Genomic DNA, 19,282 nt, shown 5'->3' on the forward strand with positions numbered 1-19,282 from the left:
TGGACGCGCAGAGGTCAGGCGGTCCAGCTGTCGACGAGCGACTGGTTGGTCTTGATCCACTCAGCGGCTGCGGCCTGCTCCTGGCCCTGGCCCTTCTGCTGGATGAGCAGCTCCAGGCTGCCCAGCTGCTGGTCGTCCATCGTGAACTTGCTGATCCATCCGGACACGTCGGCCTGCTTGGTCGCGAAGCCCTTGGTGGCAATGGCCGTGACGTTGTCCGCCGCACCGAAGGCGCCCTTGGTGTCTTCGAGGACCTTGATCGGGTACTTGGTGAACGCCCAGTGCGGCTTCCACAGGGTGACGACGATGGGCTTCTGGTCACCGATGGCCTTCTCCAGCGAGGCGAGCATCGCGGGGGTGCTCGACTCCACGAGGGTGTAGTCGGTCAGGCCGTACTGCGGGATGACGGCTTCCTTGGTGAGGCGCATGAGGCCCGCACCCGGCTCGATGCCGACGATCTGGCCGCCAAACTCGCCGCCCTTGCCGGTGAGGTCGGCGATGGTGTTGACGTCGCTGACGTAGTTCGGCGTGGCCAGCAGCAGGGTCGCGGGTGTGAACCAGTCCGACACCTTCTCCAGCTTGTCGCTGTTCTTCTCCCAGTACGGCTGCTGCGTGGCCGGCAGCCAGGCGCCGAGGAACAGGTCGGCCTGACCTTCCGCCACCGCGAGGTAGGACTGGGCCACCTCGAGTTCGTTGACGGTGACCGAAAAGCCCTTGTCCTCGAGGATCTGCTTCCACAGGTAGGTCGCGGCCACGCCCTCGTCCCAGCCGGCGACCAGCGCGAGGGTGACCTTCTTCTCGCCGCCTGCGCTCGGGCTGCTGTCGCCACCGGACGTACTGCCGCCGACCTGGGCGGCCTGGCCGCTACAGGCGGCGACAGCGGGCAGGGCGAGTCCGGCGAGGGCCGCGCCGATGATGGCCCGGCGGGTGGGGTTCGACATGGATGTCCTGTCTCGAGATGCGGTGGAGACCGGCGCGGCGGTACCGCGTCGGAAAGGGTTCCCGGGTGGTGCTGGGGAGCGGGAAGTACTGGGGAGCGGGAAGTACTGGGGCCGGGTCAGGTCAGACTGCGGCCAGGTCGCGCTCGGGCTGCGCAGCGGTGCCCGGCGTCGTCGTCGCCGTCGGGCCTGCGGGTGCGCGCCGCTTGCGGCGGCGCTTCTTGGCGGCGAAGGCGCTGGTGAGACGGTCCAGGAAGATCGCCAGGATGACGACGGCGACGCCACCCTGGAAGCCGGTGCCGACGTCGAGGTTGCTGATGCCCCGCATGACCTCGGCCCCCAGACCGCCGGCGCCGACCATGCCGGCGATGACCACCATGGACAGCGCGAGCATGAGCACCTGGTTGACGCCCGCCATGATCGACGGCATGGCCAGGGGCAGCTGCACCTCGCGCAGGATCTGCCACGGCTTGGCGCCGAAGGCGTGGGCTGCCTCGACGGTCTCGGCGTCCACCGTGCGGATGCCGAGCTCGGTGAGGCGCACACCGGGGGCGATCGCGAAGACGAGCGTGGCGACGCCGGCCGGCACCGCGCCGATCCCGAAGAAGAAGACAGCCGGGATGAGGTAGACGAACACCGGCAGGGTCTGCATGAAGTCGAGCACCGGGCGGACCACGCTGCTCGCCCGGTCGCTGCGGGCCGCCCACACGCCCACCGGGATGCTCACGGCGACGGCGAGCACCGTGGCGACCAGCACGATGGCCAGCGACTGCATGGCCGCGATCCACAGGCCCATGGCGTCGACCAGCAGGAACGCCAGCAGCGTGAACGCCGCGAAGCCCCACTTCCGGGCCCAGAAGGCCAGAGCCGTGAACACGGCGATCACCACGAACGGTGCCGGGGCCGTCAGCAGGTAGAGGACGACGTTGGTGAAGAACTCCATCACCGCATGGATGGCGTCGAAGAGCGGCTCGAAGTTCTCGGTAAGCCAGTCGACGGCGTTCGCGACGGGGGTGCCGATGTCGATCTCAGGCACGGGGAGCCTCCTCGGTGTTCGCGATGGCCGCCAGCAGAGCGGCGCGAGGGACGACGCCGACCAGGCGGCCGGCGTCGTCGGTGACCGCCAACGGGACGCTGTGCCGGCCGACGAGGGAACACAGATCAACCAGCGGCGCACTGTCGGGCACAGAGGCGTACTGGTCGGTGAGGTGGTCCGCGAGGCTCGTGCTGCGCTGGTGGACGGCGTCGGCCAGGCGGTCGTTGGACAGGACGCCGAGGATGCGGCCGTCCTCGTCGAGCACGTAGGCGCCCAGCCCCTCGGCCGCGCCGATGCGGTCCAGAACCTGCTCGGGTCGCTCGTCGAGGCGGGCAGTCACGAGCGGCTGGCGCATGATCGTGCCGGCAGTGAGCACGCGCGACCTGTCGACGTCGGAGACGAAATCGGCTACGTAATCGTCCGCGGGCATCGACAGAATCTCGGCGCCGGTACCCAGCTGGACGACCTTGCCGTTGCGCATGACCATGATCCGGTCACCGAGGCGCATGGCCTCGTTGAGGTCGTGGGTGACGAAGACGACCGTGCGCTGGTGGTCACGCTGGAGCTGCAGCAGGAGGTCCTGCATGTCGCGGCGGATGAGCGGATCGAGCGCGCTGAACGGCTCGTCCATGAGGAGGATGTCGGCGCCGCTCGCCAGCGCCCGGGCCAGGCCGACGCGCTGGCGCATGCCGCCGGAGAGCTCACCGGGCAGCGAGTCACCCCAGCCTTCGAGGCCGACGGTCTTCAGCGCCTCGTCGGCGCGCTGAGCAGCCTCGTTCTGGTTCACGCCACGCAGACGGAGCGCGTAGGCGGCGTTGTCGCGCACGGTGCGGTGGGGGAAGAGCGCGAAGTGCTGAAAGACCATGTTGATCTTCTTGTTGCGCAGCTCGCGGAGCTCGCCGTCGCGCAGGCGCGACACGTCGCGCCCGTCGATCGTCAGCGTGCCGGAGGTGGGCTCCACCAGCTTGTTGAGCATCCGCAGCAGGGTCGACTTGCCCGATCCGGACAGACCCATGATCACGAAGAACTCGCCCTTGGCGACGGTGAACGACACGTCAGCGACCGCGGGCGGCTTGCCGCCACCGGTGTCGGAGCGGCCACGGCCGAGCCCTCGGCGCGCAGGCGCACCGAACACCTTGGTGAGGTGCGACACCTCGATGGCTACGGGAGCAGCCACACCGGTCTCACCAGCCGCCACAGGGTCGGCGGGCAACTCGAGCGAGGTGGTCATGCGTGCTCCACGGGGGTGCGGCGACAGGTCAGAACCAGCAACACGACGGCACAGCGACGACGACGGACTGAGGGTCAGCAGCGACTCCGCCACTGGTCCCAACACTGGCCCGCGATCTCTTGTATTAGAGATGTATCAGGCATCTCTCGACAAGAGGTTGCTCCAAGATCTCTGACCAAGATTCACGTTCCTGAAACAATCAGCCACGCCTCAGTGGCCGATCGGCACCGCCTCGTGACGGTCCGTGCCGTATGTCCCCTGGTGTCCCCTCACTGCGAGCGGGTGGACGTCGACGCGTCAGCTGGCGAAGCGCACGAAGGCTCGGAGAGGTCCCGCCGGGTGCTCACCGGCCTCCGCGAAGCCCAGCGAGGAGTAGAAGGCCCCATGGCGAGGCTCGTCGTCGGTGAGCAGCACCTGCTGGCGCACCCTGGCGTACGGGCGACGTTCAGCCCGCACCCGCTCAGTAGGTCATGTCCATCACGGACCGAACCTCGGCCAGTGTCGCGTCGGCCAGGGCGTTGGCACGCTCGTTGCCGGCTCGCAGCACCGCGAGCCGGTGGCCCGGGTCGGCCACGAGTTCCGCACGCCGCGCCCGGAGCGGACGCAGGTGCTCGTTGACGGCCTCGGTCACGAGGGCCTTGAGCGCTCCCCCGCCGCCGCTGCCCACCTGCGCGGCCAGCTCTTCCGGCGCCTGCCCGGAGAGCAGCGCGGCAAGGAGCAGGAGACTGGCGACCTCGGGGCGACGCTCGGGCTCATAGGTAATGCCCCGCTCGCTGTCGGTCTTGGCTCCGCGCAGCAGCCTGGCGGTCTCGTCCTCGGTGGCGCGCAGTTCGATGGCGTTGCGTCGCGACTTGCTCATCTTCGTGCCGTCCGTGCCCAGCAGGACGGGCGCCGCGGTGAGCAGGGCATCGGGCTCGGGGAAGATCTGCCGCCCGCCGGCGTACCGCTCATTGAACCGCCGCGCCACCGTCCGCGTGACCTCCAGGTGCGGCAGCTGGTCACGCCCAACCGGCACCAGGTGCGCCTTGCAGAACAGCACGTCAGCGGCTTGGTGCACCGGGTAGGTGAGGAGCAACCCGGACAGGGGACGGCCACCCGTGGCCGCCAGCTCGGACTTCACCGTCGGGTTGCGGCGCAGCTCGGCGTCCGTGACGAGACTGAGGAACGGCAGCATGAGCTGGTTGAGCGCGGGGACGGCGCTGTGCGCGAACACCGTCGTGCGGCTCGGGTCGATGCCGGCAGCCAGGTAGTCGGCGACCAGCTCCAGCACGGTCGCCGAGAGGGTCCCGACCCCGTCACGATCGGTGATGACCTGGTAGTCGGCCACCACCAGCACCACGTCCACCCCGGCCTCCTGGAGCCTGACGCGGTTGGCCAGGGTGCCGACGTAGTGCCCCAGGTGGAGCGGCCCGGTGGGGCGATCTCCGGTGAGCACGCGGAAGCGGCCGGGATCATCGGCGACCTCCGCCTCCAGGGCGGCGCTGCGCGCGGCGGCAACGGCGAAGGAGTCGTCAGGGGTGGGAATCGCGGCGGTATCCGTGGCGGTCGCGGGAAGGGAGGGCGTGGCGGTCGTCGTCATGGCAGATCTCCGGGTGAGTCGGGAGCTGCCTTCGGACGGTCACCGCACGAGACACGCACGGGCTGTCCTTGGACAGCCCATGGGGTCGGGTCAAGGCCGTCGCAAGGACGGCCACCACCCGGTGCAGTGGATCAGCACGTACCGACCGTACCGACCGATCACGCGCCGCACGCAAAGGTGTGACCCAGGTCACGCGAAGTCGACCGTGACGATCCGACGCCACCTGACTCTCACCCACTGTCACGCGCTCCGGGCGCCACCGCCGGGAGCCCGACGCACGACAGATCAACGCCCGACAGATCAACGCAGACACAGTCGAGAGCCGGCCTCGCGCCGGCGCATAGGGAGGACGGAACCCATGTCCCAGACCGCCGTGAAGCCCAGCACCGCCGTCGTGACCTCCACCAAGCCGGGCGCACTGGCCAGCACCCAGGGCTCCACCACCATCGCCGACACCGTCGTCTCCAAGATCGCCGGCATCGCCACCCGCGAGGTCAACGGCGTCTTCGCCCTCGGCGGCGGCACCGCCCGCGCCATCGGCGCCCTACGCGAGCGCATCCCCGGCGCCACCACCAACCACTCCCAGGGCGTCTCCGTCGAGGTCGGCGAGAAGCAGGCCGCCATCGACATCGACCTCATCGCCGAGTACGGCGTCGCCATCGCCGACCTCGCCGCCGGCGTGCGCCGCAACGTCATCAGCTCCGTGGAGCGCATGACCGGCTTGGAGGTCACCGAGGTCAACATCGACGTCAACGACGTCCACATCCCCTCCGAGGACGACGACGAGACCGACGTCCCCACCAAGCCCGCCCGCGTCCAGTGAGCGGCACGGCCACGGGACTGCCCGCGGCGGACACCACCCCGTTCGACACCGACGTCGCCACTGACTCGGACGCCGCGCTCGAGGCCGTCGAGGCGGTGGTCGCCGCCGTCCTCGCCGTCCCCGGGGTGGCCGGTCTGAGCGCGGGGCCAGTCGGCTCGGCCGCCACGCTGCTGCCGGGGCGGCGTATCGACGGAATCGCCCTGCGCGACACCGGCACCGAGGTCCACGTAGCGGTGGACTACGGCGTCGACGTCCGGACCACCGCCCGCGCCGTCCACGAGGCCATCACGGCGCTGGGTACGACAGTGCCGCGTCCCGTGGAGGTCCACGTGGACGACGTGCTCGCCCGCTGAGCGGCATTCGGCCGATCGTCGGCCCGGCACCCGACGGTGCCGGGCCGACGGCGTCGGCAGGTGTCGGCAGGTGTCGGCAGCTGGCTGGTGGCAGCGACGAAGATGAGCGGGTGCCCGACCGTAGCCACGCCCCGATCGAGCCCTACGAGACCGGCTACCTCGACGTCGGAGACGGCCATTCGCTGTACTGGGAGCAGTGCGGCAACCCAGACGGCAAGCCCGCTGTCGTGCTGCACGGCGGCCCGGGAACCGGCTGCCATCCGGGAATGCGCCAGCTGTTCGACCAGCGGCGATACAGGGTGGTGCTCTTCGACCAGCGGAACTCCGGCCGGAGCCGACCGTGGGCGGGAGAGCCGGAGGTGGACCTCTCGGCGAACACCACACCCCACCTCGTGGCCGACATCGAAGCCCTGCGTGAGCACCTCGGGGTGTATCGCTGGCTCGTCTGGGGCGGTTCGTGGGGCGTGACGCTGGGACTCGCCTACGCGCAGGCGCATCCGGCCCGCGTCACCGAGCTGGCCCTCGCCGCCATCACCTCGCCCGACCGCTGGCTGCTGCGCTGGATCACCCGCGACATCGGCCGCGTTTTCCCCCGCGAGTGGGAGGCGTTCCGCGACGGTGTGCCCCCGGAGGACCGCGACGGCGACCTCGCCGCGGCGTACAGCCGCCTGCTCCGCTCCCCAGACGCCGAGGTGCGCCAACGGGCCGCGCAGGCCTGGTGTGATTGGGAGGACACCCACGTTTCCCTCAGCCCCGGGGCACGACCAGCTCTGTCCGTAGCCGACCCCGCGTTCCAGTTGGCGTTCGCTCGGCTGGTGACGCACTACTGGGGCAACGGCTGCTTCCTGGACGACGGTCAGCTGCTCCGAGACGCTCACCGCCTGGCGGGCATTCCCGGCGTCATGGTTCACGGTCGCTACGACGTCAGCGGACCGCTCGACGTCGCCTGGCAGTTGGCGAAGGCCTGGCCCGACGGTGAGCTCGTGGTCGTCGAGGACGCAGGGCACAACGGCGCGGGCATCGCGACTGCCGTGGTCGAGTTCCTGAACCGCGTCGCTGGCGGCGCGGGCACAGACACCAGCACTAACACCGACACCGACACCACCTGAGGTCACCGGCAACCTCCTGGCGGCTCGTGGGCCTCGCGTTGCCCCGGGGGCCGCCACCCGCAGTGCGCCCGTGTGAGGCTTGGGTTGTGGTGGACCCAGTCGCCGTCCCTGTCGCCTCCACCACCCCGGTGCCGTCCGGCCTCACCGGCGACCCGTTCGCCGTGTCTCTCGCTGACGAGCGCACCCAGCTCACCGCTTTCCTGGAGCACTACCGCGGGGCGATCGAGGCGACGCTGAACGGCCTCGGCGAGGAGCAAGCGCGCCGGCGGCTCGTCCCCTCGGCGACGACGCTGCTGGGGCTGGTCAAGCACGTGACCTGGATGCAACGAGTGTGGTTCGAGGAGTGTGTGGGCGGGACACCGCGCGCCAGCCTCGGTCTCGTGGCCACGCCCGAGGACTCGTTCCAGCTCACCGCGCAGGACACCATCAGGTCAGTGCTGGCGGCGCACCAGGGTGCCTGCGCGACAGCCCGCGCCCTGGTCGCGAACCGGTCCCTGGACGACGTGGTGACGGGCCACCGCTCCGGGCCACGCACACTGCGGTGGGTGCTGCTGCAGGTCCTGCGTGAACTCGCCCACCACTGCGGCCACGCCGACATCCTGCGCGAGCAAGTGATCGCCGATGACCACCGACTGTTCACCTGATGGACTTCTAGCCCCGTTAAGCAGTGGCCGATGGACGAAGCGTGAGCGTTGATCTTCGTGCCGCCCTGGGCGAGCCGGTCTCCGAGACTGGGGACGTGTCGCACCTGTCCCGGCCGGTGCGCGTCGTGGCTCCCGACACGCCGTGCGCTGACGTCGACGAGGCCTTCCGCACCGATCCGGGACTCAGCTGTCTAGCGGTGTCCCCACGCCTCACGGCTGGTGATCAGCGGTGGGGTCTGGTCTCCCGCGGCCCCTTCCTCACCGCCATGGCGGGCCGGCTCGGGTACGGCCGCGCCGTCTACGGGCGCCAACCGGTGAGCGTCCTCGCGGACTGGGAGGCACTGGTCATCTCCCCGCGCGTCACGCTGGGGCAGGCCGCTCAGCGGATTCTCGAACGAGACCGCGCGGCCCGCTACAGCGAGGTGCTGGTGCTCGACGACGACAACGGCACGAGCTGCCTGGAAGTGGAGGACGTGCTGCGCTGCCTCGCGGCGGAGCTCGCGCACAAGGCGCTCACCGACCCGCTGACCGGCCTGGCCAACCGCGAGCACTTCCTACGACAGCTCGACGTCACCCGCGGCCCACTGGCCCTGGTGTACGTGGACGTGGACGACTTCAAGGCCATCAACGACGGCTTCGGTCACAGCACCGGAGACAAGGTGCTGCAGACAGTGGCCGAGCGGCTTCGCGGCGCCGTCCGCCCCGGAGACCTCGCCGCGCGCCTGGGGGGTGATGAGTTCGCGCTGCTGCTGCGTCCCCCCGTGGAGGAAAGCGACCTGGTCTCGTGGGCCCGCGGGATGGGGCAACGCCTCCTGGCGTGCCTCACGGAGCCCGTGCACCTGGGCGGCAGGGTGCTGCCCGGCCAGGCCAGTGTGGGGGTGGCGGTCACCGCCCAGACTCCCGGTGATCCAGGCGCGCTGCTGCACGAAGCCGACCTCGCCATGTACGGGGCGAAGGCTGCCGGGGGCTCACGCTGCGCCGTCGTCGACGGCTCCGCCTCGCCGTGCACCATCACCGCCCACGCACCCGATCGCACGGAGCTGCACGCGGCGCTCGCCCAGGGGCGCTTCGTGCTGAACTTCCAGCCCATCTGCGAGGTCCTCACCGGGCAGGTCACCAGCACGGAGGCGCTCGTGCGCTGGGAGCACCCGCTCCGCGGTCTGCTCGCCCCGGGAGCCTTCCTCAGTGACGTGGTCGCTGCCGGGTTCGCCGCGGAGCTGGACGCCCACGTGCTGCGCGCCGCGCTGACCCAGCAGGCTCGCTGGCGCGCTGAGTTCGGCGAAGGAGCCCCACGCGCAGTCAACGTCAACCTGTCGGTCCCCGGGCTGCTCCGCGACGACCTCGCGCACGTCGTCCTCGCGGCACTGGACGCTGCGGGGGTACCGCCGCAGGTTCTCCACCTGGAGCTGCCGGAGATCGCCACGAGCGCCCAGCTGAACGCCGCCGCGAGCTCCCTGGCTGCCCTGCGCGAAGCAGGTGTGGCCATCGCGCTGGACGACGTCGGCTCCGGCGCCGCAGGCCTGGCGCACCTGCGGGACCTCCGGCTGGACGGCGTGAAGATCGACCGCCGCTACGTGGCGGGCATGCTCACCGACGAGCGCGACGCCGCCGTCGTGCGGATGCTCGTCGCCATGGCGCACGGACTGGGCGCGGCGGTGACCGCGGAGGGTGTGGAGACGTCGGCCCACCTGCAGGCGCTGCGTGAGCTGGCCGAGGAGCGACCGGGGCATCTGGTCCACGCCCAGGGGTTTGCCCTCGGACGGCCGGTCCCCGCGGCCGAGCTGAACGAGCAGTGGAGGGCGGCGGCAGGCGCGGTCACGCCGCGGTGAGACGCACCGGGCGGTTCCTCACCCGGCTGAGGGGCAAGACCCACAGCGGGTCGTGATCGACCGCGGCGCTCTGCGGCAGCACCGGGTCCCAGGCGGAACTGGCCGGATCCTGCAGCGTGCGCAGGTGCACGTCGCCAGAGGAGCCGCTCGTGAGGGCGTAGATCCAGTACCGATCCCCCAGCGCTCCGGCCACGAGCAGATCAGAGTGGCGGGCGCGCACGCACGGCTGGGGACCGCTGAGCAGCTGCACCTCGATAAGACGATCGGGGGCACCCTCCGCGTCGAAGCTCAGGTACCGCCGCCGCGCCCAGAACGCCGTACCCCCGGGCACCGGTGCCCGCCAGGCGGTGCGGGCGAGGATGACGGCCTCGCTGTCGAGGTCGTCCCAGGACGCGAGTGTGGCATCGACCAGGCGACGGCCCTGCTCTTCCTCCCATCGCCGCACGACGGCGACGGGATCGGCGCGCTCGACACGCGCGCCCGCTCCCCCGGTCGTGCGGTGAGGTGTCATGCACCTCATGATGTGCGGAGCTCCTGAACAGCGACTGAGGGGCGACTGAACATTCACACCCCGGAAACCTCACATTCCGGAATGTCACACCGAACAGCCCCTCGGACCTCACATCACCTCTCACGCGGCCAGGAAGGGGGCGGCTGCCGTCAGGCGGTGCTGACGTGCGCGGCGCGGGCGAGCATCAGCCTGTCCTCGGTGGCGCGCACCGCGGCGATGAGCGCCGGACCGCGCTGGGCGTGGCAGCGCGCCTGGGGACTGCTGGCGCCGTGCCGCTGGATCACCTCGTCGAGGCGCTCACGCACGGTGACCCGCTGGCCGTCGGGCGCCGTCGTCTGGTCGGCCCATGTGAGCGCGTCGGCCACCGGGCCCGACCAGTACCCGGGCCGGGCGAACGGCTCCAGGTGGTGCTGCAGCTGACTGACGGCCGCCACGAATCGCGCTCCGGAGTGGTGGGCCACGAGCCCGGCGACCGCTGGAGGCCAGAGCGAGCGTTGCAGGTGGACGGCGCCGTCGACAGGGTGGAAGCCCGTGTGGGCGATCGCCGGGGCGTAGCCGATGTCGTGCAACCACGCCGCGGCGAGCAGCAGGTTCACCTGCTCGGGAGCCACCGCGTCTGCCGCCTCAAACGCTCGCGCCGCGACGGCCTGCGTGTGGCGCCAGCGAGAACCACCGTCGTCGAGGGTGCTGAGCAGCTGCTCGGCCAGCTCGGCAGCCTGGACGACCAACGCGTCGTCGAGTGCGACGGTGTGCGCCTCCCCCGGCCCACCGACCGTGACGTGGGACTGACCGACGCCGGCCGTGCCAGCCTCTCGCACGGTCCGCGCCGTCAGGTGCCCGGACGATCGCAGCGGCGACCACGCGGTGAACGCGGAGCGGCATCCAGACGACATGGTCGTCAACGTATCGGGTCGAGGAAGCATTGATCGTGTCCGACAGGTCGGCCGTAGACCCGAACGCGCAGCGGCGACGGCCTGGTCACCGGATCGGCCCGGAGGTGTGCTCCGGAGAACGGACCTACGCTCCCCGGTGTGGTCTGGCCGGCGCTGCACCTCACGTGCTCCATCGAGGCTCCACCCGAGCGCGTGGTGGCCCTCGCCGGTGACCCCGCCCAGCTACCCCGCTGGGCTTCGGGCCTGGCCGCCGGCGTCCGCGAGGAGGGCGGCCGATGGTTCACCGACTCGCCCATGGGCCGCGTGGAGGTCGCCTTCACTGGCCCGCTGGAGGCCGGCGTCCTCGACCACGACGTGACGCTGCCCGACGGCACCGTCGTCCACAACCCGCTGCGCGTGCTCGCCAACGGCACCGGCAGTGAGGTGGTGTTCACCCTCTTCCACCGCGACGGGGTCAGCGAGGAGGATTTCCGCACCGATGCGGAGCTGGTCCGCAGCGACCTCGCCCGCCTTGCCGCGCTGCTGGAAGGCGACGACGAACTGACGTGAGCTCCTGGCGTGGGCGTCAGCGCTTCGGGGCGTGCGCCTGGAGGAAGTCGTAGACGGCAGGAGTGTCCACACCGCCGAACGAGCCCACCGGCGTGGACGCGAGCAGGCTGGCAGGGGTGCGCGGGCTCGCCCATGAGCGGCCCTCCCACCGCGCGGCGACGTCGGGCGCGGCCTGCCGGCAGCACGCCGGGTCGGGGCAGCGCGAGGTCGCCCGCTCGGTGGTGGCGCGCCCGCGGAACCACTTGACGTGCGCGTACGGCACGCCGAGGGCGACGGAGTGGTCCAGGGAGTCGCCCAAGGAGCTCGGCTGTGTGCGCGCCGTGCACCAGAACGTGCCGGCGGCGGTGTCCGTGTACTGGTGGTAGGGGCTGAGCTGGTCGGCGATGTCGAAGACGGTCCGCACGGTCCAGTGCCGGCACACCGGCTGGCCCTCCACCGCACCCAGCGCATCCGTGGGGAAGCGGACGCCGTCGTTCTCGTAGGCCTTGAGGATCCGCCCGGCCCGGTCGACCTTCATGAAGTGCACCGGGAGGTCCAGGTGCACGGTGGCCAGGTTGGTGAAGCGGTGGGCGGCGGTCTCGTAGGGGACGGCGAAAGCGTCGCGTAGGTCCTCCACGGACAGCTCCCGGTCTGCCTTGGCGCCGCGCAGGAACGCGACGGCGGAGTCTTGCGGCATGAGCAGCGCCGCCGACAGGTAGTTCGACTCGACGCGCTGGCGCAGCAGCTGGGCGTACGAGCGCGGCTCCTCGTGCCCGAGCACGATGCTGGCGAGGGCCTGCAGCAGCGTGGTGCGCGGGTCGCCCGACCCACCCGCCCCACCGACGCGCAAGGCCGGCAGGTAGATCCGGCCGTGCTCGAGGTCGGTGACGCTGCGGGTGGTCGGCGGGAGGTCGCCGACGTAGTGCAGCGAGAACCCCAGGTGCGTCGCGAGCGCGGCAGCGCGGCCCTGTGAGAGCGGTCCGCCGGTGTGGCCGACGGCGCGCAGCAGCTCCGCGGCGCGCTCCTCCAGCTGCGGCTCGTGGTTGTCGCGGGAGCGCATCTGCGCGCGCAGCTCGGCGTTGGCGCGCCGGGCCTCCTCGGGGGTGGCCGACCGCTCGGCGTGCAGGCGCAGCACCTCCTCCTGCAGCCCCACCACGAGCTCGAGCACGTCGGTGGGCAGCCCGCGGCCCACGCGCACCTCGGGCAGCCCGAGCCCGGCGAACACCGCGCCGCGTTGGTGGCGTTCCAGGGTGATCTCCAGGGCGTCGCGGTGGGACGGCGGCGCCTCCTGCAGCAGCTCGGCCAGCGGGCATCCCAGCGCGCCGGCCACCGCCTGCAGCAGCGACAGCTTCGGCTCGCGCTTGCCGTTCTCCAGGACCGACACCTGACTGGGGGCGCGCCCGACGGCGGTAGCCAGATCCTCCAGGGTCATGCCCTTCGCGGTGCGCAGGTGCCGCACCCGGCGTCCGACAGTCAGGGCGTCCAGGCCCGTCTCCGGGGCAGTCGGGCGGGCGGTGGCGTCAGTGCTCACCGGTTCAGGGTGACAGACCGGCTGCACTTCGCGGAAGCAGAAGAAGCCCCGAACTTCTGCGGGGGAGACCCTGGCGACGACGAGAAGCGGGCGGGCAGAGTCCTCTCACGACGACGAACCGTCGTCCTGCTGGCGGGTGACCAACCTCCCACCAACCTTCTGCCCGGCGCTGCGCAGACCCGTGGAGCGCCGGGCGGAACCCCCTCACCGCCACCGCACAGGAGACCACCATGACCACGCTCGCAGACCGCCCCACGGCTCAGCCCCACCAGACCGCTCAGTCCCCCTCCACCGGCTCGACCCGCGCACCGCTGCCGGGCGACCAGACCGAGACCGCCGAGCAGATCGCCGCCCGTTGGGCGTCCGACCCGCGCTGGGCCGGCATCACCCGCACCCACACCGCCGACGACGTCGTGGCGCTGCGCAGCTCCGTCGCCGTCGAGCACACGCTCGCCCGCCGCGGCGCGCAGCGCCTGTGGGACCAGCTGCACACCCGCGAGTGGGTGCCCGCGCTCGGCGCGCTGACGGGCAACCAGGCCGTCCAACAGGTCCGCGCCGGTCTGGAGGCCATCTACCTGTCCGGCTGGCAGGTCGCCGCGGACGCCAACACCTCCGGGCACACCTACCCCGACCAGTCGCTGTACCCGGTCGACTCCGTGCCGACGGTCGTCCGCCGCATCAACAACGCCCTGCTGCGCGCCGACCAGATCGACAGGCTGGAGAACGGCGGTACGGCCACCCGCGACTGGCTGGCGCCGATCATCGCCGACGCCGAGGCGGGCTTCGGTGGTCCGCTCAATGCCTACGAGCTCATGACCTCGATGATCGAGGCGGGTGCCGCGGGCGTGCACTGGGAAGACCAGCTCTCGTCCGCCAAGAAGTGCGGCCACCTGGGCGGCAAGGTGCTGATCCCCACGTCCCAGCACCTGCGCACCCTCGCTGCGGCCCGTCTGGCGGCCGACGTCGCAGGCACCGACACGGTGATCATCGCCCGGACCGACTCCCTTGCCGCCGACCTCATCACCAGCGACGTCGACGAGCGCGACCGGCCCTTTCTCACCGGCGAGCGCACCGCCGAGGGCTTCTTCCGCACCCGCCCGGGCGAGGAGACCACCATCGTGCGCGGGCTCGCCTACGCCGAGGTCGCCGACCTGCTCTGGGTCGAGACCGGCGTGCCGGACCTGGACCTCGCGCGGCGGTTCGCCGAGGCGATCCACGCGAAGTTCCCGGGCAAGCTGCTGGCGTACAACTGCTCGCCGTCGTTCAACTGGAAGCGCCACCTCGACGACGCCACCATCGCGCGCTTCCAGCGCGAGCTCGCGAGCATGGGCTACGCCTTCCAGTTCATCACCCTGGCCGGCTTCCACGCCCTCAACCACTCCATGTACCAGCTGGCCCGCGGGTACCGCGAGCACGCGATGAGCGCCTACGTGGAACTGCAGGAGGCGGAGTTCGCCGCCGAGGCCGACGGCTACACCGCCACCCGCCACCAGCGCGAGGTCGGCACCGGGTACTTCGACAGGGTCTCCACCGCCGTCGACCCCGCCAGCACGACCCTCGCGCTGCATGGCTCCACCGAGGCCGAGCAGTTCGACGGGCAGTTCTCCACCGAGTCCGAAGGGCAGGCCCACTGATGAGCGCGCAGACGACACAGCAGACCCAGACCCGCGACTTCGGTGCACGGACGGGGTTCGCGCGGATGCGGGGGTGGACGGCGCCGCTCGTCGTCGTCCCCAGCAACCCTCAGGACGACGACGGCGACGGCCAGCGGCGGCCGCTGCTGCGCAGCCACGGCGTCGAGGTGCGAGGCAGCCTGCCCGAGCGTTCCGAGGAGGTGCTCACCGAGGAGGCGTTCGCGCTCATCGGTGAGCTGCACCGCCGGTTCGCGGGACGCCGCCACGAGCTGCTCGCGGCACGCGTCGAGCGGCAGAAGCGCATCGACGGCGGGTTCACGCCCGGCTTCCTGCCCCAGACCGAGCAGGTCCGGCGCGACCCGTCCTGGCGGGTCGCAGGCCCCGGACCCGGCCTGGAGGACCGCAGGGTGGAGATCACCGGGCCGTGCGAGCCGAAGATGGCCGTCAACGCCCTCAACAGCGGCGCGCGCGTGTGGTTGGCGGACCTGGAGGACGCCTGCTCCCCCACGTGGAAGAACGTCGTCACCTCCCAGCTGGTGCTGCGCGACGCCGTCCGCGGGCAGCTGACGCACACCGCGGCGGACGGACGCCGCTACGAGGTGCTGCCCGTGAGCACCGACGGCACAGCGGGCGAGCAGGTCATGGCGTGCGACACGACGATCGTCATGCGGCCTCGGGGGTGGCACCTTGCGGAGAAGCACCTACGGATCGTCGACCCGCGCGACCCGTCGGGGCAGGGCTGCCCGGCGTCGGCGTCGCTGGTCGACTGGGCGCTGTTCGCCACCGGGTGCGCCCGCGAGCTGGTCGCCTCCGGGAAGGGTCCGTACGCGTACCTGCCCAAGCTGCAGAGCCACCTCGAGGCGCGGCTGTGGGACGAGGTGTTCACCGTCACCGAGGAGCACCTCGGCCTGGCCCACGGGACCGTGCGCGCGACGGTGCTCGTGGAGACGATCCACGCCGCCTTCGAGATGGAAGAGATCCTCTACGAGCTGCGCGACCACTGCGCCGGGCTGAACGCCGGGCGGTGGGACTACATCTTCTCGGCCATCAAGACCTTCCGGGAGCGCGGCCCGCGGTGGCTGCTGCCCGACCGCGCCGACGTCACCATGACCGTGCCACCAATGGCCACCTACGCCCAGCTGCTGGTCCAGACGTGCCACCGGCGCGGGGCTCAGGCGATCGGGGGGATGAGCGCGTTCATCCCGCAGAGGTCCGACCCCGCCGCGACGGCGCGGGCGCTGGAAAGGGTCCGCACCGACAAGGACCGCGAGGCGGCGATGGGGTTCGACGGCTCCTGGGTGGCGCACCCGGGGCTGGTGTCGGTGGCGCAGGCGGCGTTCGACGCCGAGCGCACCCGCGGCGGTGAGGCGTCGCCGCCGGAGCATCTGCCCTCGGAGTCCCTGCCCTCGGCGTCCCTGCCCTCGGACCCGACGACGGCAGCTCGACTGCTCGACCTCACGTCGGTGTCCGGGCGGATCACCTCCGACGGTCTGCGCACCAACGTCTCCGCCGCCCTGCGGTACGTGGCGGCGTGGCTGGGCGGTGCCGGCGCCGTCGCCATCGACGGGCTCATGGAGGACGCCGCCACGGCGGAGATCTCCCGGGCGCAGGTGTGGCAGTGGATCCGGTGGGGAGCCGTCACCGCCGACGACGGCCGGCCCGTCACCCGCGAGCGCGTCGAGGAGGTGCTGGACGACGTCGTCGAGTGGCTGCCGCGGCGCGAGGGCGACCACCTCGACGAGGCGGCGGCGGTGTTCCGCGAGGTGGCACTCGCCGAGGAGTTCCCGCCGTTCCTCACGACGGTCGCGTACGCGAACCACCTCGTGGAGCCGCGCTCCTGACACTCCCCTCCCGGCGTGACCGTGGACGCTGACTTTCGGTTCGAGGCCCCATCCCGGAAGCCAGCGTCCACGGTCGGCCCCACGCGACGCTCAAGCGAATCCGCGCCACCTCCCTCGCCGTCGATGGTGAGCCTGAAGCCCGGTGGGCAGCCAACCCGGATCGATCCGTAGCGGCGGCGGCCGTCGAGTGCTCGCCAACGGCGCGGCGGTCAGCTGGCGCTGAGCCTGCGGGCGGTCAGCCAGGTCGGCTCGACGGAGACGAGCATCGAGTCCGGCACCCGCTCCCAGGGGTAGGAAGAGACCGCCGCGTCATCGGGTGGGAGCAGTCGCGCCGGGCCTCCCAGCAGCACCGTCCAGCCGTCTCGGTGATCGACTTCCACCAGGGCCTGCTCGCCATCGCGTGCCGCAACGACGACGCCGCTGCCGGCGCGGACCGAGAAGACCAGGGCGGCGCCGGACACCATGTAGTCGACCACCCGCAGCGACGGCTCCCCGGCGGACGTGCGCGCCTGGAGCACCACCCTCGCCACGCCCCGGTCACCGACCATCTCCCAGCAGCGACGCGGGTCCGGCGCGCCGGAGCGGTGACCTCCGGAGGCCGCGAAGGAGCCAGGCTGGTCGTGCACCTGCACTCCGAGGAGGTGCTCCACCGTGGTGCCGAGAGCCCTTGCCAGCTTGAGGACGGCCCCCGCCGACGGCTGCGCCGAGGTCTCCTCGAGGTAGGTCAGGTAGCCCTCGTCCATGCGGGCGCGGGCGCTGACCTCGGCGCGGGTCAGCCCCATCGACTCGCGGACGCGGCGCAGCCGCTGCCCGGGCTCCGGCGACCCACCCCCCGGGCCGCTGCCCGAAGCGTCGTCGGGGGCGTGCGGCTCGCTCGCCCGCGCCTTGCTCGGCAGGGCCGGCATCAGCATCGTCATCGGTGCCTGAGCCCCCCGCGGTGATGGTTGCTGGCCGCGGTCGTCGTCCACGTGCTTGCCCATGCTGCTTCCCTCCGCGGCTCCGGGAGTGCCTCGTTGCACCTCGGCCACCGGTCCGCCTGTCCACCCATCGTCCTCCTCGGCGAGGTGCCCGCGACACCGCCGGGGGTCGGGTGGTGACCTGCACCACCCGACCCCCGGTGAGCTCCGACCTACATCACAACTGTCAGCCGAAGACGATGCCGGTCGCCGTCTGGTTGATGTGCGACACGAGCGACTCCCCGTAGGTGTGGAAACCCGCGGTGGGCATCCCGGCGAACATGCCCGTGAAAGCCCGGCCCAGGCCCCGCGTATCGATCTCCAGCCGCCGCAGGATGCAGTTGAAGACCACCGCCCCGCGAGGAGTGCCGCCGACGCGCGCCACGGCGGCGTCGAGAGCGGCGCGCGTGTCGGCGATGAGATCTCCCGAGGCCATGACCTCGACCTCCATGCCCTCCAGCACCTGGCAGTACAGGACCACCGCGTCGCCCTCGAGGCGCTGCGGCGAGCGGATCCACGGCTCGCCGTCCACCATCAGCCCCAGCGGTGAGTCCATGAAGCGGCTCGCCAGCTCGGCCACCGGCACCCCGAGCGCATCGGCGTAGGCCTGCGCCGCCGGCCGGCCGTCGAACTCCAGCACGGTGCGCCGTGCCGGGTCGGCGGCGGTGATCCGCAGCCGCCGTCCGGTGCTGGTGAAGCTGCACGTCTTGAAGACCGTGAACGGCCCCTCCAGCTCCAGGACGACGACGACGGCGCCGTGCGCGCTGATGCGGCTCCCGAGCGCCACCCACGTGCCGGCGAAGGCGAGATCGTCGCCGGCGGATCCTCCGACGACGTCGAGCAGGGGGGCCGCGTTGCCGAGCGCCTCGTTGACCGCCTCCTCGTCTCCGTGCACCCCGTCGACCAGCAGGATCCCCACGTGACGGGCGGGGTCGAGGTCGCGCAGACGGCTGCCGAGCTGGCGCTCGAGGTCCGCGACGGCGAGGCCCCCCCCGGCCTTGGCGCCGCCACCCAGCGGCGCGAGCGCGGCGGCGACCCTCCGGACACCCGTGGCCGGCAGGGCCAGCGCGCTGATTCCCCCGGTGCCCGTGCTCTCGTCGGTGAACTCTCCGGCGGTCGAGCAGGCGGCGACGATCGCCTCGGGGAACGCGTCCTCGATGGTCGCGATCAGCGGGTCGGGCTCGATGTCGGAGGACGCGAACAGCAGGACCAGCGACGCCGCCTCCGCCTGCAGGCCGAGCCGCAGGTCGAAGGCGACCTCGCCGGCCGCCTCCGAAGGGTCGAGCTCGCTGGCGACGCGGCTCTCCGCCGACCAGAACGCGCGGGCGAGGGGGACTCGTTCCTGGCTGCTGCCGGGAGCGCCACTGACAACGTCGGACGCGGCGGCAGCGGACGTGCTGGTCGGTGTGGTGAAGAGCTCGATGCGGTTCACGGTGTTCTCCTTGAGATGGTGACGACGGGTCGTCGGCGTCGTCGGCGTCGTCGGGCTCGTCGGGGTCTTCGGGTTGCTGGGGTGGAGCTGGATCAGGGGTGCGGGCGACACCGCCCGCGGCGAGGAACGTTCGGCGGCAACGACGTCTGCGTCAGACCCGGTAGCCGAGCTCCGACAGGGCACCCACGACGGTGCTGACGGCTCCGGCGTTGGCGAGCTGGTCGGGTCGGGGGGACCGCAGGTTGACCCCCGTGCGCAGCAGCACGCGGGTCGTGATGGACGGGAACGCTGTTTCACCGACGAGCGCCCGCAGCGCCGTCGCGACGGTCTCCAGGCTGAGGTGGACGGCCATGTGCGCCTCCAGGGCTGGTGGGATGCGCCGCGAGTGCGGCGCTCCGGCTGGATCGGCTGCGC

The 19,282-nt window shown here is 71.7% G+C and carries 19 protein-coding genes; 8 read left to right on the forward strand and 11 right to left on the reverse strand.

Going from position 1 to position 19,282, the window contains the following annotated elements:
• Positions 1–14: 14 nt before the first annotated feature.
• The 5 genes from BXY45_RS18085 to trpS form a co-directional block, all read right to left on the reverse strand.
• Positions 15–941, reverse strand: coding sequence for a glycine betaine ABC transporter substrate-binding protein (locus BXY45_RS18085; protein ID WP_109775930.1), 927 nt, complete (start codon positions 939–941; stop codon positions 15–17).
• A 121-nt stretch (positions 942–1,062) separates the two neighbouring features.
• On the reverse strand, positions 1,063–1,974 hold the full coding sequence (locus tag BXY45_RS18090) for an ABC transporter permease (protein WP_211319722.1): 912 nt from the start codon (positions 1,972–1,974) through the stop codon (positions 1,063–1,065).
• Positions 1,967–3,205 carry a quaternary amine ABC transporter ATP-binding protein gene (locus BXY45_RS18095; protein WP_109775931.1) on the reverse strand — a complete coding sequence of 413 codons (1,239 nt, stop codon included), beginning with the start codon at positions 3,203–3,205 and terminating at the stop codon, positions 1,967–1,969. Before BXY45_RS18095 ends, BXY45_RS18090 begins: the two co-directional genes overlap by 8 nt.
• Positions 3,206–3,502: 297 nt before the next feature.
• A complete protein-coding gene (locus tag BXY45_RS23460) occupies positions 3,503–3,661 on the reverse strand; it encodes a hypothetical protein (RefSeq protein ID WP_170131593.1) in 159 nt (52 codons plus the stop codon).
• A 4-nt stretch (positions 3,662–3,665) separates the two neighbouring features.
• Positions 3,666–4,784 carry a tryptophan--tRNA ligase gene (trpS, locus tag BXY45_RS18100; protein WP_109775932.1) on the reverse strand — a complete coding sequence of 373 codons (1,119 nt, stop codon included), beginning with the start codon at positions 4,782–4,784 and terminating at the stop codon, positions 3,666–3,668.
• Positions 4,785–5,142: 358 nt separating this feature from the next.
• On the opposite strand from trpS, the gene BXY45_RS18105 reads away from it, so the two are divergent.
• The 5 genes from BXY45_RS18105 (at position 5,143) to BXY45_RS18125 (ending at position 9,542) form a co-directional block, all read left to right on the forward strand.
• Positions 5,143–5,607, forward strand: a complete 465-nt coding sequence (locus BXY45_RS18105) for an Asp23/Gls24 family envelope stress response protein (protein ID WP_109775933.1) — start codon at positions 5,143–5,145, stop codon at positions 5,605–5,607.
• Positions 5,604–5,960 (forward strand): Asp23/Gls24 family envelope stress response protein, encoded by a 357-nt coding sequence (locus tag BXY45_RS18110; protein ID WP_211319723.1) that lies wholly within the window; start codon positions 5,604–5,606, stop codon positions 5,958–5,960. Before BXY45_RS18105 ends, BXY45_RS18110 begins: the two co-directional genes overlap by 4 nt.
• 110 nt (positions 5,961–6,070) lie before the next feature.
• The gene (gene pip / locus BXY45_RS18115) at positions 6,071–7,069 is read left to right on the forward strand and encodes a prolyl aminopeptidase (RefSeq protein ID WP_109775934.1); all 999 of its coding nucleotides are present in this window, start codon (positions 6,071–6,073) and stop codon (positions 7,067–7,069) included.
• Positions 7,070–7,197: 128 nt separating this feature from the next.
• Positions 7,198–7,713 carry a DinB family protein gene (locus BXY45_RS18120; RefSeq protein ID WP_109775966.1) on the forward strand — a complete coding sequence of 172 codons (516 nt, stop codon included), beginning with the start codon at positions 7,198–7,200 and terminating at the stop codon, positions 7,711–7,713.
• Between the two features lie 95 nt (positions 7,714–7,808).
• Positions 7,809–9,542 (forward strand): putative bifunctional diguanylate cyclase/phosphodiesterase, encoded by a 1,734-nt coding sequence (locus tag BXY45_RS18125; RefSeq protein WP_146211263.1) that lies wholly within the window; start codon positions 7,809–7,811, stop codon positions 9,540–9,542.
• Here the strand turns inward: BXY45_RS18125 and BXY45_RS18130 are convergent.
• Positions 9,529–10,053 carry a hypothetical protein gene (locus tag BXY45_RS18130; protein ID WP_109775936.1) on the reverse strand — a complete coding sequence of 175 codons (525 nt, stop codon included), beginning with the start codon at positions 10,051–10,053 and terminating at the stop codon, positions 9,529–9,531. The two genes, BXY45_RS18125 and BXY45_RS18130, sit on opposite strands and share 14 nt — an antisense overlap.
• 149 nt (positions 10,054–10,202) lie before the next feature.
• Positions 10,203–10,946: an HD domain-containing protein gene (locus tag BXY45_RS18135; protein WP_109775937.1), complete on the reverse strand. Its 744-nt coding sequence runs from the start codon at positions 10,944–10,946 to the stop codon at positions 10,203–10,205.
• Between the two features lie 138 nt (positions 10,947–11,084).
• On the opposite strand from BXY45_RS18135, the gene BXY45_RS18140 reads away from it, so the two are divergent.
• Positions 11,085–11,495 carry an SRPBCC family protein gene (locus BXY45_RS18140; RefSeq protein ID WP_109775938.1) on the forward strand — a complete coding sequence of 137 codons (411 nt, stop codon included), beginning with the start codon at positions 11,085–11,087 and terminating at the stop codon, positions 11,493–11,495.
• 16 nt (positions 11,496–11,511) lie between these two features.
• Here the strand turns inward: BXY45_RS18140 and BXY45_RS18145 are convergent, their stop codons facing one another.
• Positions 11,512–13,005: a helix-turn-helix transcriptional regulator gene (locus BXY45_RS18145; protein ID WP_245961909.1), complete on the reverse strand. Its 1,494-nt coding sequence runs from the start codon at positions 13,003–13,005 to the stop codon at positions 11,512–11,514.
• 230 nt (positions 13,006–13,235) lie between these two features.
• On the opposite strand from BXY45_RS18145, the gene aceA reads away from it, so the two are divergent.
• Both aceA and aceB read left to right on the forward strand, forming a co-directional pair.
• Positions 13,236–14,639: an isocitrate lyase gene (aceA, locus tag BXY45_RS18150; protein ID WP_109775940.1), complete on the forward strand. Its 1,404-nt coding sequence runs from the start codon at positions 13,236–13,238 to the stop codon at positions 14,637–14,639.
• Positions 14,639–16,480, forward strand: a complete 1,842-nt coding sequence (aceB, locus tag BXY45_RS18155; RefSeq protein ID WP_245961910.1) for a malate synthase A — start codon at positions 14,639–14,641, stop codon at positions 16,478–16,480. The genes aceA and aceB overlap by 1 nt, the downstream gene beginning before the upstream one ends.
• A 209-nt stretch (positions 16,481–16,689) precedes the next feature.
• On the opposite strand, the gene BXY45_RS18160 is transcribed toward aceB, so the two are convergent.
• The 3 genes from BXY45_RS18160 to BXY45_RS23465 all read right to left on the reverse strand — a co-directional run bounded on the left by BXY45_RS18160 (position 16,690) and on the right by BXY45_RS23465 (position 19,220).
• Entirely contained in the window at positions 16,690–17,460 is a 771-nt protein-coding gene (locus BXY45_RS18160; RefSeq protein ID WP_146211264.1) for a helix-turn-helix domain-containing protein, read from the reverse strand.
• A 163-nt stretch (positions 17,461–17,623) separates the two neighbouring features.
• Positions 17,624–18,868: an FIST signal transduction protein gene (locus BXY45_RS18165; protein WP_170131594.1), complete on the reverse strand. Its 1,245-nt coding sequence runs from the start codon at positions 18,866–18,868 to the stop codon at positions 17,624–17,626.
• A 151-nt stretch (positions 18,869–19,019) separates the two neighbouring features.
• Complete coding sequence (locus tag BXY45_RS23465) at positions 19,020–19,220, reverse strand: hypothetical protein (protein ID WP_170131595.1); 201 nt, start codon at positions 19,218–19,220, stop codon at positions 19,020–19,022.
• Positions 19,221–19,282: the final 62 nt, after the last annotated feature.

The sequence above is a fragment of the Quadrisphaera granulorum genome (assembly GCF_003149145.1).
Lineage (GTDB): Bacteria > Actinomycetota > Actinomycetes > Actinomycetales > Quadrisphaeraceae > Quadrisphaera > Quadrisphaera granulorum.

What these genes read in the sequence shown, in the direction of transcription:
- BXY45_RS18085 (WP_109775930.1), bottom strand. Translation starts at nt 941, where the DNA reads ATGTCGAACCCCACCCGCCGGGCCATCATCGGCGCGGCCCTCGCCGGA.
- BXY45_RS18095 (WP_109775931.1), bottom strand. Translation starts at nt 3,205, where the DNA reads ATGACCACCTCGCTCGAGTTGCCCGCCGACCCTGTGGCGGCTGGTGAG.
- trpS (WP_109775932.1), bottom strand. Translation starts at nt 4,784, where the DNA reads ATGACGACGACCGCCACGCCCTCCCTTCCCGCGACCGCCACGGATACC.
- BXY45_RS18105 (WP_109775933.1), top strand. Translation starts at nt 5,143, where the DNA reads ATGTCCCAGACCGCCGTGAAGCCCAGCACCGCCGTCGTGACCTCCACC.
- BXY45_RS18130 (WP_109775936.1), bottom strand. Translation starts at nt 10,053, where the DNA reads ATGACACCTCACCGCACGACCGGGGGAGCGGGCGCGCGTGTCGAGCGC.
- BXY45_RS18135 (WP_109775937.1), bottom strand. Translation starts at nt 10,946, where the DNA reads ATGTCGTCTGGATGCCGCTCCGCGTTCACCGCGTGGTCGCCGCTGCGA.
- aceA (WP_109775940.1), top strand. Translation starts at nt 13,236, where the DNA reads ATGACCACGCTCGCAGACCGCCCCACGGCTCAGCCCCACCAGACCGCT.
- aceB (WP_245961910.1), top strand. Translation starts at nt 14,639, where the DNA reads ATGAGCGCGCAGACGACACAGCAGACCCAGACCCGCGACTTCGGTGCA.
- BXY45_RS18160 (WP_146211264.1), bottom strand. Translation starts at nt 17,460, where the DNA reads ATGGGCAAGCACGTGGACGACGACCGCGGCCAGCAACCATCACCGCGG.
- BXY45_RS23465 (WP_170131595.1), bottom strand. Translation starts at nt 19,220, where the DNA reads ATGGCCGTCCACCTCAGCCTGGAGACCGTCGCGACGGCGCTGCGGGCG.